Source organism: Brevibacillus sp. 1238, assembly GCF_029892995.1.
Lineage (GTDB): Bacteria > Bacillota > Bacilli > Brevibacillales > Brevibacillaceae > Brevibacillus > Brevibacillus parabrevis.
Map to the genome: position 1 here is coordinate 233,734 of NZ_JARXWC010000003.1, position 14,728 is coordinate 248,461.

Consider the following 14,728-nt stretch of genomic DNA (forward strand, 5'->3'; position numbering starts at 1 on the left):
CAGTTGGTACATACGCATCTAGATGGCGTGCTGTTTAGCCGGATGGTTTACCTGGGGGCGAACCTATTATCCGACAACGTCAGAGTAGTAGATGGCTTGAACGTTTTTCCGGTGCCGGATGGCGATACGGGGACAAACATGAATTTGACTTTCACATCCGGTGTGGATGAGCTGAGACGCAAGGAATCTCCCCGCATCTCGGACAGTGCTGCTGCTCTGGCAAAAGGTCTTTTGATGGGAGCGCGGGGGAACTCCGGTGTCATTTTATCGCAGCTTTTCCGTGGCCTGAGCAAATCAGTCAATGGAAAAGACGAGGTGAACGCCCGTCAATTTGCCGATGCCTTGAAAGCAGGTGTGGACGCTGCGTACCAAGCAGTGATGAAGCCTGTGGAAGGCACGATTTTGACTGTTGCCCGCGAAGCGGCGGAGATGGCTGTGCGTGCAGCGCGCACGTCAGATGATATTGTCTCTGTAATGGAAAAAACGTACGAGCAGGCGCAAGCTACGCTCTTGCGCACGCCAGAAATGCTGCCTGTACTCAAAGAAGTGGGCGTCGTCGATTCAGGCGGACAGGGCCTTCTGTTTATTTATGAAGGGTTCTTGCGCGCCTTGCGCGGCGAGGAATTTGCCGAGCGCGGAGAACAAGCCAAGCCGTCCGTGCGCCCGGAAGAGCTGGACAAGCTGATTTCCGAACAGCACAATGCACAAGTCCATCTGAAAACGGAGGACATCAAGCACGGTTACTGCACGGAATTTATGGTTCATGTCACACATAGCACAGAGCCGAACAAAAAGCCGTTTTCCGAGCTGTTGTTCCGCGGTCATCTGGATACGATGGGCGACTCGCTCCTGGTAGTTTCCGACGACGAAATCGTCAAAGTACATATTCATGCAGAGCATCCGGGCCAAGTGTTGCAATACGCGCAACAGTTCGGAAGCCTGCACCGGATCAAAATCGAAAACATGCGCGAGCAGCATGCGAACATACTCAAAGCGGAAGAGGGCAAAAGCGAGGCGAAGGCGGCAGAGCCAACTGTCCAGCCTGCGAGTGAACAGCTCCCTTACGGATTGATTGCAGTCGCTGCGGGCGAAGGCATCGCCAAAATTTTGCGCAGCATGGGTGTGCATGTCGTGGTCGAGGGCGGCCAGACGATGAACCCGAGCACAGAAGATTTCATGAAAGCTGTCGCAGGACTGTCTGCCCAGCACATCATCATATTGCCAAACAACAGCAACATTATTATGGCGGCACAACAGGCTGCTGCACTCGCAGAGGTTCCGGTTACTGTCGTGCCGACGAAGAGCGTTCCGCAAGGTTTGGCGGCGGCGCTCGCTTTCCACGCAGACGCCGAGCCGTCTGTGAACGCATCCGCGATGGAAAAAGCCATCTCCCAGGTAAAGACGGGAATGGTGACACATGCGGTTCGCGATACGCAAATGGGTGAAGTCACGATCAAGGAAGGCGACTTCATCGGCTTGGAAGAAAAAGAAATCGTCACGGCTGGGCCAGAGCTTTTGGAGTGCGCCAAGACGCTGCTTCTGGGGATGGTGGACGAAGAGACGGAAATCGTCACCGTGTTCCTGGGAGAAGGAGCGACAGAAGAGCATGCCGAAGCGTTGCAGGAAGCTGTGGCAGACGCATACCCGGATGCGGAAGTGGAGATTCAGCCTGGCGGACAGCCGCTGTATCCCTTCATTTTTTCCGTGGAGTAACGAGGAGAGGAGCACGCCAGAATGCCAGTTGTGATTCTTACTGACAGCGCGTCCGACATCGACGCGTCTGTAAGGCAGTCGCTCGGTATCGTGACCGTTCCGTTGAAGGTCATGTTTGGCTCGGAGACGTATTTGGACGGAGTGACGATCTCTTCATCCGAGTTTTTTGAAAAGCTGAAGCAGTCTCATGCTTTGCCGACTACTTCGCAGCCATCGCCGCTTGAGTTTGCCGAGGCGTACAAAGCCATCCGGGAAGAGTACGGAAGCGATGTACAAATCATTGCCATTCTTCTGTCCGGTTCCTTGTCCGGCACGTATCAGTCCGCGATGATCGCGAAGTCCATGCTCGACGAAAACATCGATATTACCGTAATCGATTCGCGCAAAGCGTCGTTCGTGCACGGAATGATTTGCGTGGAAGCGGCCAAGGATGCGAAAGCGGGAAAAGGCAAGGAACAAATCCTCGATGCGATCGACCGCTATCTCGATTCCGTGCAAGTGTACTTTATCGTAGATACGCTGGAGTTTTTGCAAAAAGGCGGCCGGATTGGCCGAGCTTCGGCTGTCATCGGCTCTTTGCTCAATATCAAACCGATTTTGACGCTCGACCCGGCAGGCTACGTGGCTGCTTTTGACAAAGTGCGCGGCACGAAAAAAGCGCTCAACCGCGTGCTGGAAGCCTTGCAAGAGTATGCGCAGGGCCAGCCTGTAAGAGTCGCGATTCTCCACAGCAGTGCCCACGAGCAAGCAAGCGAGCTGTTGGAGCGGGTGAAAAACGAGTTCCAGGTAAGCGAGTCACACCTGGAGCAAATCGGCCCGGTAATCGGCACACATACAGGCCCAGGGCTTCTGGGCGTCGTGATGGTCAAGCAATAAAAAGTCAAAGTGAATCAGATGAGAGAAAGCCTCCCGGTGGATGGGAGGCTTTTTACGCGAGTGAAGCGGCGAGGGCGATGACAGCACACGCTACACTTTCCCATGTGGCGCTTTGACAGCCTGTAGGATACAATGAGAGTGAATCTTGTTGAACCCCTTGTCATTCAGGAGGAGAACCGGTTGAAGTATAAAAGCGTATTTGATATCATCGGCCCCATCATGGTTGGACCATCGAGTTCCCATACAGCTGGCGCAGCCCGGATTGGCCGGGTGGCACGCAAGCTGTTCGGACGTCAGCCACAGCGGGCAGACATTACTTTTTACGGCTCATTCGCGAAAACCTATCAGGGACACGGCTCCGATGTGGCGACCGTTGCAGGGATTCTCGACTTCGATACATCCGATCTGCGCTTGAAAAATTCGCTCCTGCTTGCAGAAAAAGCCGGGATGGAAGTCGCGCTGACTACCTCCGACGTTTTGACGGAGCACCCGAACACGGCGCGGATCAAGCTGTCTGACGATCAGCACCAGGTTGAACTGGTAGGCGTATCGATTGGCGGCGGAAAAATCGAGGTGCTGGAACTGAACGGCTTTTCGTTTCAGCTCGGTTTCGACACGCCGACGTTGCTCGTTTTGCACGAAGACCGCTTCGGCATGATTGCCGCTGTAGCGAAAGTGCTCACGCAGCACCGGATCAATGTCGGATTCATGGAAGTGTCCCGACACGAACGCGGCTCCCGCGCCTTGATGGCGATTGAGACAGACTCGACGGTTTCCGCAGAAGTGCTGGAGGAAATTCGTCAGATTCCCCATATTTTTGATGTTTCCCTGCTCTCGCTCTAGCCAACATCCGAGCCAAAGCACGAATAGCAGGATCAGAGGAGTGAAATCAACCAGATGTTTCGTAATGTAGCTGAACTGGTAGAATTGGCCGAATCGCAAGGGAAACCGATCTCCCAGGTGATGATCGAAGCGGAAATGGAAGTTTCCCAGCGTACAAAAGAGGCGATCATGCAAGACATGTACGCCAATCTCGATGTGATGGAAAAAGCAGTGCGCCGCGGCCTTACGGAAGATATCCGCTCCCATAGCGGACTCACGGGCGGCGATGCGAAAAAACTGCAAGAATATATGAAGAACAAGCCTTTCTTGTCCGGCCCGACTCTGCTCAACGCCGTGTCGATGTCGGTAGCGGTCAACGAGGTGAACGCAGCGATGGGAACGATCGTAGCGACACCGACAGCGGGTGCCTGTGGGATTGTGCCGGGAACACTGTTTGCCGTCTCAGACAAGCTGCAACCAACCCGCGAGCAGATGGTCAACTACTTGTTCACGGCTGGAGCGATCGGCTATTGCATCGCCAACAATGCGTTTATTTCCGGTGCGGCTGGCGGCTGTCAGGCAGAAGTAGGCTCGGCGACCGCGATGGCAGCGGCTGCGATTGTGGAGATGGCAGGCGGCACCCCGGAAGAATCGGCGCAGGCAGTGGCGATTGCCTTGAAAAATATGCTCGGTCTGGTTTGTGACCCCGTAGCCGGACTGGTAGAAGTGCCGTGTGTCAAACGAAATGCGATGGGAGCGGCGATTGCGACAGTCGCAGCGGACATGGCGATGGCGGGAATCAAGAGCGTGATTCCGACAGATGAAGTCATTGATGCGATGTACCGGATCGGCTGCTCCATGCCGACTGCCTTGAAGGAAACCGCGCAGGGCGGATTGGCAGCAACCCAGACAGGCCGTATGATCGAAGCGAAAGTGTTCGGCGTACGGATGGAGAAGTAAAATGGCTGGGGCTTATCAGTCACCCGTCTCCCTTTTGCACGGGGTAGGGGAGGAACGGGCGAAGGCATTTGCGGGACTCGGGATTCACAGCATCGGCGATTTGCTGGAGTATTTCCCTTCCCGCTACGAAGATTACCGCGTGCGCGATTTGACAGAAGTAAAAGATGGAGAGAGGGTCACGCTGGCAGGTACGGTGTACGGCGAACCCTCTGTTCGTTTTTATGGAAAAAGAAAATCGCGCCTCTCTGTCAAGCTGGTGATGGATCGGGTGGTCGTGACGGCTGTCTGGTTCAACCAGACGTTTGTCAAAACGAGACTGTCGCCCGGGAAGGAAATTCTCGTGACGGGCAAATGGGACAAGCACAAGCTCCAGATTACGGTCAGCGAGATGACAGAGGTAGACTCGGAGCGAGCGGCGAAACGAGGCGAGCTGTCTCCGGTCTATCCGCTCGGCGGAGATATGACTACGACGCTGCTGCGTAAATCGATTCAGCAGGCGCTGCGGCAATACGGCAAGGAAATCCCGGAATTTTTGCCGCCAGACATCGTGGAGCGCTATCGGCTGATGCCGCGCGTCGAAGCGTTTCACTCGATCCACTTTCCGGAAAATGCGGAAGTAGGACGTCAGGCGCGCCGCCGGATCATGTTTGAAGAGCTGTTTTTGTTCCAGTTGAAAATACAGACGCTTCGCCGCATCAATCGGCAGCAGTCGGAAGGTGTGGCTCTTTCCATTCCGATGGACGAAGTGCGGCAGTTTGTCAAAGGGCTGCCTTTTCCGCTGACAGACGCGCAAAAGCGGGTTGTCAAAGAAATATTGGACGACATGCTCGCGCCTCACGCGATGAACCGACTGTTGCAAGGTGACGTAGGCTCGGGGAAAACGGTAGTGGCGGCCATCGCGCTGTTCGCTGCCGTGAAAGCTGGCTATCAGGGCGCCTTGATGGTGCCGACCGAGATTCTTGCCGAGCAGCATGTGCAGTCGCTGACGAAGCTGTTGTCAGACTTCGGCATCGAGGTGGCACTGCTGTCGGGATCGTTGACAGCCAAGCGCAGACGCGAAGTCATCGGCTCGCTGCAAATGGGGCTGATCGATGTCGTCGTCGGGACGCATGCGCTCATCCAGGAGGACGTGTTCTTCTCGCGCCTCGGCCTGGTCATTACGGACGAGCAGCACCGCTTCGGCGTAGAGCAGCGGCGCATTTTGCGCAACAAAGGACTGACTCCCGACGTCTTGTTCATGACGGCTACGCCGATTCCCCGGACGTTGGCGATTACGGCGTTTGGCGATATGGACGTTTCGACGATCGACCAGATGCCGGCAGGCCGCAAGCCGATTGAGACAACGTGGAAAAAGCACGACCAGTTTCCGGCCGTCCTGGAGCAGATGCGCGATGAGTTGCGAAAAGGACGCCAGGCGTACGTCATTTGTCCGCTCATTGAAGAGTCGGAAAAGCTCGATGTGCAAAATGCAATCGACGTCCACGCCCAGCTCACCCATGTTTTCCCAGAATTTGGCGTCGGGCTGATGCACGGTCGCTTGCCTGCCAAGGAAAAGGACGCGGTGATGCAAGCTTTTCTCGCAGCGGAGCACGCCGTTCTCGTTTCGACTACGGTCGTCGAGGTCGGAGTCAACGTGCCGAATGCGACGTACATGGTCATTTACGATGCCGAGCGCTTCGGGCTTGCCCAGCTGCACCAGCTGCGCGGTCGGGTCGGTCGCGGTTCGGAGCAATCGTACTGCGTCTTGATCGCCGATCCGAAATCCGAGATCGGCAAAGAGCGGATGCGCGTCATGTGCGAGACGACGGACGGCTTTGAGCTGTCGCAGCGCGATTTGGAATTGCGCGGACCGGGTGACTTTTTCGGCACGAAGCAGAGCGGATTGCCGGAATTTAAAGTCGCGGATTTGCTTGCCGACTACAAAGCGTTGGAAGTCGCCAGACAGGAAACCGCGAGACTCGTGGCCGAGGACGCTTTTTGGCGGGAGCCAGCTCATCAGTGGCTGCGCGATTACTTGCAGCGTGAAGGCGTGCTGGATGGCATCGTCTTTGATTAAAAATGGAAAGCAAGAGTCTTCTTTTGCACGTTTGTGTGCGGGGGAGGCTCTTTTTTTGGTGATAAAACGATTTTTTTCAGGAAAAAAATGTGACGAAATGGCAAGGATAAACGTCTTATCTTCACGGATAAAAATTTACTGGGGAGAGAGGCGAATTTTGTGTTTTTGCGAAATCTTCGGGGAATGAGCATCGCGTTGGGCTTCTCTTTGATCATCATGACGGGTTGCAGCATGGCCGCAGCCTCTTCGGCACAAAAACAAACGGGCACAAATCCAGCAACAGGCGCTTCGTCCGGCAAAGCCGCACCATCGGGCACGACACCGAAGGCAGCGGATGACTGGAAGCAAAAGGAGCGCCCTTACGATTATGCAAGCATGAAAGCAGATGTGGTTATTCAATTAGATGAGGACACGCGGTTGCAGTCGCCGCTGCGCACGGTAGTCGGACCGACTCCGCAGTCGTACACGCTCTTTTTCCGGGAGGAGATGGACCGGGGAAGCGTGGAGACGACGATTCGCAAGCACGCGAAAGAAGAGGCGGCGAGAGAAGGTTTGGGGTTCATTGAACCGACGTTTGCTTTTCAATGGTTGAACAACCGTCAGTTGCAAGTGCTGGTAACTCTTCCTGCTACCGCCGGAAAAGAGCGGGATTGGACGGAATACGTTCTGAGTGCCGGGGGAGCCAAATCGACAAAAGGCACGGTGATTGGTGCAGCGAATGCCTTTCACGCTGTTGTGCTTGCGCCTTCGCAAATTTGGCGAATCTCTGTCGATGGCAAAGTGCGCGAGAAGCTGACTGACTTTTCCGTCATGACCAATATGAAGTTTTTGGACCGCGAGCAACGGTACGTGCTGCAGAGCCGTTTCACGAAATATTGCGAGTGCGACGCCCGGTATCCGATGCTCTATTCGATTTACGATACAAAAACAAAGGAACGGACCCTTTACCCAGTGGAGCTTGCGGACAACTATCGTGGAGCGGGCGATTTCATCGCCGATCGCCGGGGCTTCTTCTATGCACAGCCGGATAAAGGAATCACTGTTCCGCCAAGCGACAGCGCCGTTCGCGTTCAGGTACAAGGGTACGTGCATGGTGCGAGCTTCAGCTACGATCAGAAACAATTGCTGATGGCAGTGGGGAAAGCCGAGCAGAAAAAAGACCTCGATCTCGTTGTGTTTGATCTGGAAAAGGGAACGGAAAAGCGCATTCCTGGAGCGATCAAGGGATGGGTGCCTACGAGCGAGTCCAACGGGGAGATTTTGCCTGTCGCCTTCCAGGACGATGGCCGCTACGCCACGTTCGCGATGAGAAGCGAAGAATCAGGCTTTGAGGAAATACGTCTGCGCTATGAGTGGAAGAGCGGCAAGGTCATCGCATGGACACCGCCTGTTCCGGCCGATTCCTGGTCCGGGTATGTGCAGTCGACGGATGGCGCGTATCAAATGTACTGGAACGCAGGTCTGTTCAAAGGCAACGTGCCGCTGATGGACATGCGCGGCGATGGTCTCTGGCTGCCGGGCACGCACCGTTTTTTGTTTACGGAATGGGAAAAAGCCGCGCAGGAAACCGACTTGAAGCAATCGCTGTACTTGTTTGACGCCGATACAAAAGCACAGTCCGTGCTCGTGTCGGGCCTTCCTGCGGGTCTTTCCATCCTGGGAGCAAGCGCGGATGGCAAATGGTTGTACGTGATGACGGACCGAACGCTTGCTCCTTAAATCGCGATCATCACGATTCGTATTCGTCGGCAAGCATGGACAGGACAAGCAAAGATTCGTACGTATCTCCGGTCTTCAGGCAGTCGCGCAACGTTCCTTCCACGCGAAAGCCTTCGGAAAGGTAGAGCGTGCGGGCGACGTCGTTTGTTTCCTTGACGTCCAGCCAAAGGCGGTGGGCTTTTCGTTCCTGAAAAGCCCATTGCTTGATTTGGCGCAAGATGCTGCGGCCGTAGCCTTGACCTTTGACTGCGATCGTAATGCGTTTCAGCTCAATTGAATCATGCGGATTGGCCAGCCCGGCGATGATGACGTAGCCTACGGGGTGGCCTGTTTCTGCTTTTTCAGCGATCATGTGCAAAACATCGGGATCGTCAAGAGCTTCCCGATGCCGTTCTTCGCTCCAGACGACGAGAAAAGGGGCGTTTTCGGGTGCTTGCTCCACATCGCAAACGAACGGGAGGTCTGTTGGCACGGTAAGGCGCAGGCGGATCGTCACAGTCGGTTTCCCCTTTCTTTGTCAGCATTTGGCTGCCATCAGCAGATTGCCATCCGGGTCTTTGAACGTGAACCAGTGTCCGTGCTGGATCGGGCCGACCAGCTCCACCCCCAACTCTTCCAGGTAACGATAGGAGGCTTCGATGTCCGTCGTGTTGAAGTGAAAGAGCGGAGCATCATCAGGGGTGCGTTTGGGAAAAATTTTGCTGTCCAGCACCAGGTTGGAGCCGTTGTTCATCGGGATGCAATAGAGGTGTCCAAACGAAATCTCGCCGTCTTTCGGCAGTCCCAACAGCTGGCAGTACCAGTCGCGCGCACGCTCAATATCGCTGACGGCGATGAAAATGGCTCCGATCTCGGAGTGCAACGGAGAAGGAGAAGTGGTCATGGGCATGATTCGCTTCCTTTCGGTACGGTATGGGAATCGGGATGCTACATGTAGCGAAGCCACCCTGCATCATCGGGCACGAAATGTCGGATCGCTTCGCGGTATGTCTGTTACTCTTTGGTGGAGAGGGAGGTCATGTTGATGGATATGCTGCAAAAATGGAACGAAGCTCTGGACTACATCGAGGAAAATCTGGCTGGCGAGATTGATGTCAAGCAGGCCGCACGCGTGGCTTGCTGCTCGGAATACCACTTCAAAAGGATGTTCTCCTCTCTGGCTGGCATTCCGCTTTCCGAGTACATCCGGCGCAGGCGCATCACACTGGCTGCTTTCGAGCTGAAAGACGAGCGGGTGAGAGTCATTGATGTCGCCATCAAGTACGGGTACAGCTCGCCGGATTCGTTTGCCCGGGCCTTCGTGCACATGCACGGGGTAACGCCCACCGAAGCGAGAGCCAGCGGCCAGTCGCTGAAAGCTTATCCGCGCATGACCTTCCATCTGTCTATCAAAGGAGGCAGTGTCATGAACTATCGTATAGAAGAGAAAGCGGGATTTCGCATCGTCGGCTTGCAGAAACGGGTTCCGTTGATGTACAACGGGGTGAATCCCGAGATTGCTGCGATGTGGGCCTCGCTGGATGCTGAAAAAATCGAGCAGCTCAAATCTTTGTCCAATGCCGAGCCTGTAGGATTGTTGAGCGCATCCACGAATTTTTCCGAAAAGCGGTTGAATCAGGGCGAGCACGGAGAGCTGGATCATTACATCGGCGTGGCCACGACAAAGGAATGTCCAGAGCACTTCGCGAAGCTCGAAGTGGCGGCCTCTACCTGGGCGGTATTTGAAGCCGTAGGACCTTTTCCCGATACGCTGCAAGACGTCTGGGGCCGCATTTATGCCGAGTGGTTTCTCTCTTCCGGCTACGAGCTGGCGGAAGGTCCCGAACTGCTGTGGAATGCCGACAAGGATACGACTTCGCCGACATTTCGCAGCGAGATTTGGATTCCTGTTGTCAAAAAATAACATCCTCGTATCAGATTCGCACACGCTTGCCGAAACACCTGCTGGCGTGTGCGTTTCTTTTGCAGAAATAATTACCAATGTTTTTTTCGGCGGGTCAGGTATAAAAACGAACATACGTTTGCTATAATAAGAACATAAGTTCTTGTTTAGGGGATGATGGTGATGCCCAATGCGAACAAACGGTGCGTCTTCTTGATCGACATGGAGAGCTTTTACGCCAGTATTGAAAAAGGGGCCAATCCGGCCTTGCGCAATCAGCCGATTGTGGTCGCAGGAGATCCGCAGCGGCGAAGCGGAGTAGTGCTGGCAGCCTGTCCGATTGCGAAGTCGTACGGCGTGATTACGGCAGAAGCACTGTGGCAGGCGCAGCAAAAATGCCGCAAGCTCGTAGTCGTGCGTCCGCGCATGGAGATGTACCTCCAGATTTCCATGCACATTACCGCGATATTCGAATCGTTTACCGACAAGGTGGAGCCGTATTCGGTTGATGAGCAGTTTCTCGATGTGACCGGGAGCCTTCACTTGTTCGGCGACCCGTTGCAGCTGGCAGCGCAGATTCAAAAACGGGTCTGGGCGGATACGGGCATCCGCTGCCGGGTAGGAATCGGGGAGAACAAGGTACTCGCGAAAATGGCCTGTGACAACTTCGCCAAAAAGCGGAAGGACGGCATTTTTTGGCTGAAACGCGAGGAGCTGGAAGAAACGCTCTGGAAGCTTCCGGTAGAGAAAATGTTCGGCGTAGGCTCGCGGATGAAGCGGCATTTTCACCGGATGGGCATTTACCAGATCGGTCAGCTCGCGAAGCTCTCGCCAGATGTGCTTACCCGCCACTGGGGAGTGAACGGCGAAGTGCTGTGGCGTACGGCGCATGGCCTCGACGATTCGCCTGTCTCCCTCGATGTGTACGGCACGCAAAAAGGGATCGGCCATCATATGACGCTGCCGCGCGATTATCATACGGCCAAAGACATCAAGGTCGTGCTGCTGGAGTTGTGCGAAGAAGTATGCAGGCGAGCCCGCAAAAAGGAGCTGATGGGTTCCGTCGTGTCGGTTGGCTGCCGCGGGGCGAACTTGTCGGCAGGAGAAGGCTTTGGCCGACAGATGAAGCTGGCAGAAGCGACGAATGATGCCATGGAGCTGTACGAGGCAGCCTGCCGGTTGTTTGATCGCCACTGGCAGCAGACGCCTGTGCGCAGTATCGGGGTCAACCTGGAGCAGCTGATTTCCGATCATGCCGTGCAGCTGAATTTGTTCACAGACAACCACAAACGCCGTTCGCTCGCCCGGACGATCGACGAGATTCGGACGCGGTTTGGCCCGGATGCGATTTTGCGGGCAGCCTCTGTCACGGAGGCTGGTCAGGCGAAAGAACGCGCGCGCAAGATCGGGGGGCACTACAAGTGACGACTCCGCTGGCAACAGAAGAAGAGTACGAGCTTGTCCGGCAGTACATTTTGTTCGGCATTTTGTTTCAGGCTGTCATGGTCGATTGGAGCCGACTTCAGCTTGTGCCGTTAAAGCTCTCTTACCAGGCCATGATCGATGGGGCTTTTCAGGAGCTGTCGCGCTGGGCTGAGCGGCAGCAGCAGCAAATGCGCCGCCTTTTGCAGCAGCGCGACTGCACAGTAGTCCGCGCCAGGCGCGAGGGGCACGTGTACATGGTGCATTACCAGCAGCGCGGATATGTACGGGAAGCCCGGTACACCATTGAAATGTTGCAGGCAGAGTGTCAGGAGCTGATCGATTGGTGGATGCGAAATCAGCAGCGAGGAGAGAAGAGAGCATGAGAGAAAAGCGCGTATCCAAAAAAGAGAATGTGTTTGTAGCCAGCCGATTTGTCCTCCCGGAACATCGGGAAATGTATTTGCGCGCCAAGGAAGAGGAGCAGAAGTACGTGCCGCCCGAGCTTGACCAGGAGCAGTTGGGAGCGATGAGCGAGCTGATCTGGCAAGGATTTCAGGCGAACAACCTCTTGAAGCTGACATACTTTGACGGACGCGAGCCGCGGCACTTGTCTGCCCACGTCATACATATCGATCAGGCGGCCCGGCGATTGAAGCTCAAGACAGGCGACGGGTTTCACTGGCTTTCTTTTGCGTGTTTGCTGCAAGTAGAGCTGGCTTCGGGTTTTTGAGCGGGAAATGCAGGAAGAACAGGGGCACGAGGATTCAGAAAATGGACAAAAATAGGCCCCTTTTTGCAAAGCAAGTGGCAAAAAACAGCGTGCCGCGCTGAAACGATGTGTGTAAAGAAGCAGTGAGATTCCTGAAACGAAAAGCGGTCAAAAACAACCGTTTTTCGTCTTTTTTTGGCTTAAACGCTTTTTGCCAGAACAGGATGTTTCCCTGTATTGTTAGGATATCATTTGAAGCAGATAACTGCTGGATAGAACAAAGGAGATTTTACATGCTAGCACAAGAAATGGGTGTCATGTTCACCAAGCACGCCGATCAAATTACTTCCAAGCGTTGGGGGGAATTTATTCAGCAATTGGAGGAAAAAGGCTTGTACGTGCTCATCGAGACGGACACGATCGGACGAGTAATGAGCCCTTTGGGCGGATTGATGCCCATGCCCTGCAAGAGCGAGACGCTCCACATTGTGACAGCAGAAGAGCTGGAGCAACGCGGTCTGCCGCTCGGTCACCACATCGTGACGAAACCAAAAGAAAAAGCAACCACTGCCTAAGCGCAATCGAACGGACAAAACCTTTTCAGCCTTGGAAACAAGAGGCAGAAAAGGTTTTTTTGTGTGATTATCAATTGATAATGAAAATCAAAATCAATATAATGAAGAAAAATGTGGCAGGCAATGCGTACCAATCGTTTGACATAGAAGAGGGGCAAAAAGGATGAGGAACATGCATATTCAAGCGGAGTTTTCCGAGTTTACCGAGTACAATCAAGTGATCACGGACCAGCTGGAATGGGCCCGCTCAGAGGAAATCGACGGGATGGAGCGGTTGCACGATCTGCCGCCGCACTATGGGGAAGGGTACCATCGGCATGTGGCGGTGCGCGAGGGACTGAGGCTCGATTACAGCAACATGTATTTGCACCAAACTTTTTCGATGGAGACGAAAATGAAGTACCCTCATCTGGAGCTGGCTTTCAATATCGAGAGCGGAGCGAACTGGACCGTGAATGGCGGGCAGCAGGAGTTTTGCTCACAGACAGGAAGCGCTCAGCTGATTTACATGAACGATCTGACGTGCCATGCCCAGATGCCGAAACATGAGCGAATTTCCCATCTGGAGCTGAGCTTTGACTACAAGCTGTGGAGCCAGCTGCTGGAAGCGATGAACGCGTGCCCCGAGCAGTCGTTTGCGAGGCTGGAAACGACGATCACCCCTGGGATGACGCACATTATCGAGCAGGTGATCAGCAATCCGTATCGGGGAACGATCAAGAAGCTGTTTATAGAAGGCAAGGCCATGGAGCTGTTGGCGCTGTTTCTGCAGGAGGCGGAGCTGGAAAAGGAACAGCGGATTTCGCTGAAGGCAGATGACGTCAAAAGCATCCATGAAGCGAAAAACATCCTGCTAAAGACGCTGGATCATCCGCCAAGCCTGATACATCTGGCGAGAAAAGTCGGGATCAACGACTACAAGCTGAAAATCGGGTTCAAGGAAGTGTTCGGAACGACAGTGTTCGGCTTCGTGCGGCAGCAGCGGCTGGAAAAAGCCAAGCTTTTGCTGGAGAGAGAGCGGGTCAGCGTCAGCGAGGCGGCATTGCTCGTAGGCTACAGCAACTTCAGCCACTTTGCTTCGCTGTTCCGCAAAACGTACGGGGTGAATCCTAGCTTGTACGGCAAGCGGCTGGAAAAACCGTAAAAGCAACAAAACAGTCACAACCGTTTTGTTGACCGCAAGCGGCCACATCCCATTTCATGAAAAACGGCGAGACATTTTTCATCGCAAAAAAGACGTTCAATCGCGAGCGTCTTTTTTTGTTGCGGGCATTTTCTCCCTCTAGGGGCAGTCTCTCTCCGCGAAATGGCGGTAAAGAGGCTGCCCCTCACTCTATGATAAAGAAGGAACAGCAAAAGAGAGAAGCAAACACAGGAGAGGTGAAAAAATGAAAGCAGGCTTGGAGAACGCTGGCCGAGTACAACGGGCTTGGAGAACGAAAGACTTGCTGATGGCCGGGCTTTTGGGAGTGGTTTTTGCCATCGTCATTATCGGGGTCAATTACGTGTATATGCTGGCCACTTCGCTTACGGGTCCGATTTATTCCCGTGTCCTTATCGGTTTTTACATGATGCCGGGCTTTATGGCGCTCTATCTTATCCGCAAACCGGGAGCAGGCGTGCTGGCTGAACTGGTAACGGGTCTGGTAATGATTCCGTTCACCTCCTACGGCTGGATGATGCTGATCGGGCAAGCGATCAACGGATTGTATTGCGAGCTGCCTTATGCCGTTGCACGCTATCGGACGTACAGCGGACGGTTTATGTTGACAGCCGCCGCCGTAACAGGCGCGCTGGCAGTCCTGAGCGAGTACCCGCTGACAGGCTATGCGAACCTGTCATTTGGATCACAGGTCGGCTTGTTCGCGGTGACGGCTGTCAGTTGCGCCTTGGTTGCATGGCTCTCCCGCGCTTTGTGCCATTCGCTGATGCAGGCAGGCTTGCTGACGGACTATCGTGTGAGCCTCGCGAACAAAGCAGGGCGATAGCTG

The 14,728-nt window shown here is 54.5% G+C and carries 15 protein-coding genes; 13 read left to right on the plus strand and 2 right to left on the minus strand.

What is annotated here, in order from left to right; translation table 11 throughout:
- The first annotated feature begins 3 nt into the window (after positions 1 to 3).
- From M2298_RS08725 to M2298_RS08750, 6 genes are all read left to right on the plus strand, one after another.
- The gene (locus tag M2298_RS08725) at positions 4 to 1,713 is read left to right on the plus strand and encodes a DAK2 domain-containing protein (protein WP_122965090.1); all 1,710 of its coding nucleotides are present in this window, start codon (positions 4 to 6) and stop codon (positions 1,711 to 1,713) included.
- 21 nt (positions 1,714 to 1,734) lie between these two features.
- Complete coding sequence (locus M2298_RS08730; protein ID WP_122965091.1) at positions 1,735 to 2,589, plus strand: DegV family protein; 855 nt, start codon at positions 1,735 to 1,737, stop codon at positions 2,587 to 2,589.
- A gap of 180 nt (positions 2,590 to 2,769) precedes the next feature.
- Positions 2,770 to 3,432 carry an L-serine ammonia-lyase, iron-sulfur-dependent subunit beta gene (gene sdaAB / locus M2298_RS08735; RefSeq protein ID WP_122965092.1) on the plus strand — a complete coding sequence of 221 codons (663 nt, stop codon included), beginning with the start codon at positions 2,770 to 2,772 and terminating at the stop codon, positions 3,430 to 3,432.
- Positions 3,433 to 3,486: 54 nt separating this feature from the next.
- Positions 3,487 to 4,371, plus strand: a complete 885-nt coding sequence (gene sdaAA / locus M2298_RS08740; protein WP_122965093.1) for an L-serine ammonia-lyase, iron-sulfur-dependent, subunit alpha — start codon at positions 3,487 to 3,489, stop codon at positions 4,369 to 4,371.
- A 1-nt stretch (position 4,372) separates the two neighbouring features.
- Complete coding sequence (recG, locus tag M2298_RS08745) at positions 4,373 to 6,427, plus strand: ATP-dependent DNA helicase RecG (protein WP_122965094.1); 2,055 nt, start codon at positions 4,373 to 4,375, stop codon at positions 6,425 to 6,427.
- 159 nt (positions 6,428 to 6,586) lie between these two features.
- Positions 6,587 to 8,146 carry a hypothetical protein gene (locus M2298_RS08750; protein ID WP_229049702.1) on the plus strand — a complete coding sequence of 520 codons (1,560 nt, stop codon included), beginning with the start codon at positions 6,587 to 6,589 and terminating at the stop codon, positions 8,144 to 8,146.
- A 10-nt stretch (positions 8,147 to 8,156) separates the two neighbouring features.
- Here the strand turns inward: M2298_RS08750 and M2298_RS08755 are convergent, their stop codons facing one another.
- Together M2298_RS08755 and M2298_RS08760 are read right to left on the minus strand one after the other, a co-directional pair.
- The gene (locus M2298_RS08755; RefSeq protein WP_173598044.1) at positions 8,157 to 8,642 is read right to left on the minus strand and encodes a GNAT family N-acetyltransferase; all 486 of its coding nucleotides are present in this window, start codon (positions 8,640 to 8,642) and stop codon (positions 8,157 to 8,159) included.
- 21 nt (positions 8,643 to 8,663) lie between these two features.
- Positions 8,664 to 9,035, minus strand: a complete 372-nt coding sequence (locus tag M2298_RS08760; RefSeq protein ID WP_370641080.1) for a VOC family protein — start codon at positions 9,033 to 9,035, stop codon at positions 8,664 to 8,666.
- A 135-nt stretch (positions 9,036 to 9,170) separates the two neighbouring features.
- On the opposite strand from M2298_RS08760, the gene M2298_RS08765 reads away from it, so the two are divergent.
- The 7 genes from M2298_RS08765 (at position 9,171) to M2298_RS08795 (ending at position 14,725) form a co-directional block, all read left to right on the plus strand.
- A complete protein-coding gene (locus M2298_RS08765) occupies positions 9,171 to 10,049 on the plus strand; it encodes an AraC family transcriptional regulator (RefSeq protein WP_280648438.1) in 879 nt (292 codons plus the stop codon).
- A 162-nt stretch (positions 10,050 to 10,211) separates the two neighbouring features.
- On the plus strand, positions 10,212 to 11,453 hold the full coding sequence (locus M2298_RS08770) for a DNA polymerase IV (RefSeq protein ID WP_122965096.1): 1,242 nt from the start codon (positions 10,212 to 10,214) through the stop codon (positions 11,451 to 11,453).
- A complete protein-coding gene (locus tag M2298_RS08775) occupies positions 11,450 to 11,836 on the plus strand; it encodes a YhjD family protein (protein WP_122965097.1) in 387 nt (128 codons plus the stop codon). The genes M2298_RS08770 and M2298_RS08775 overlap by 4 nt, the downstream gene beginning before the upstream one ends.
- Positions 11,833 to 12,183 carry a YolD-like family protein gene (locus M2298_RS08780; protein WP_122965098.1) on the plus strand — a complete coding sequence of 117 codons (351 nt, stop codon included), beginning with the start codon at positions 11,833 to 11,835 and terminating at the stop codon, positions 12,181 to 12,183. Before M2298_RS08775 ends, M2298_RS08780 begins: the two co-directional genes overlap by 4 nt.
- 272 nt (positions 12,184 to 12,455) lie before the next feature.
- On the plus strand, positions 12,456 to 12,737 hold the full coding sequence (locus M2298_RS08785) for a hypothetical protein (RefSeq protein WP_063229853.1): 282 nt from the start codon (positions 12,456 to 12,458) through the stop codon (positions 12,735 to 12,737).
- A gap of 172 nt (positions 12,738 to 12,909) precedes the next feature.
- Positions 12,910 to 13,881: a helix-turn-helix transcriptional regulator gene (locus M2298_RS08790; protein WP_167470323.1), complete on the plus strand. Its 972-nt coding sequence runs from the start codon at positions 12,910 to 12,912 to the stop codon at positions 13,879 to 13,881.
- Positions 13,882 to 14,125: 244 nt separating this feature from the next.
- Complete coding sequence (locus tag M2298_RS08795) at positions 14,126 to 14,725, plus strand: ECF transporter S component (protein WP_122965101.1); 600 nt, start codon at positions 14,126 to 14,128, stop codon at positions 14,723 to 14,725.
- Positions 14,726 to 14,728 lie beyond the last annotated feature (3 nt).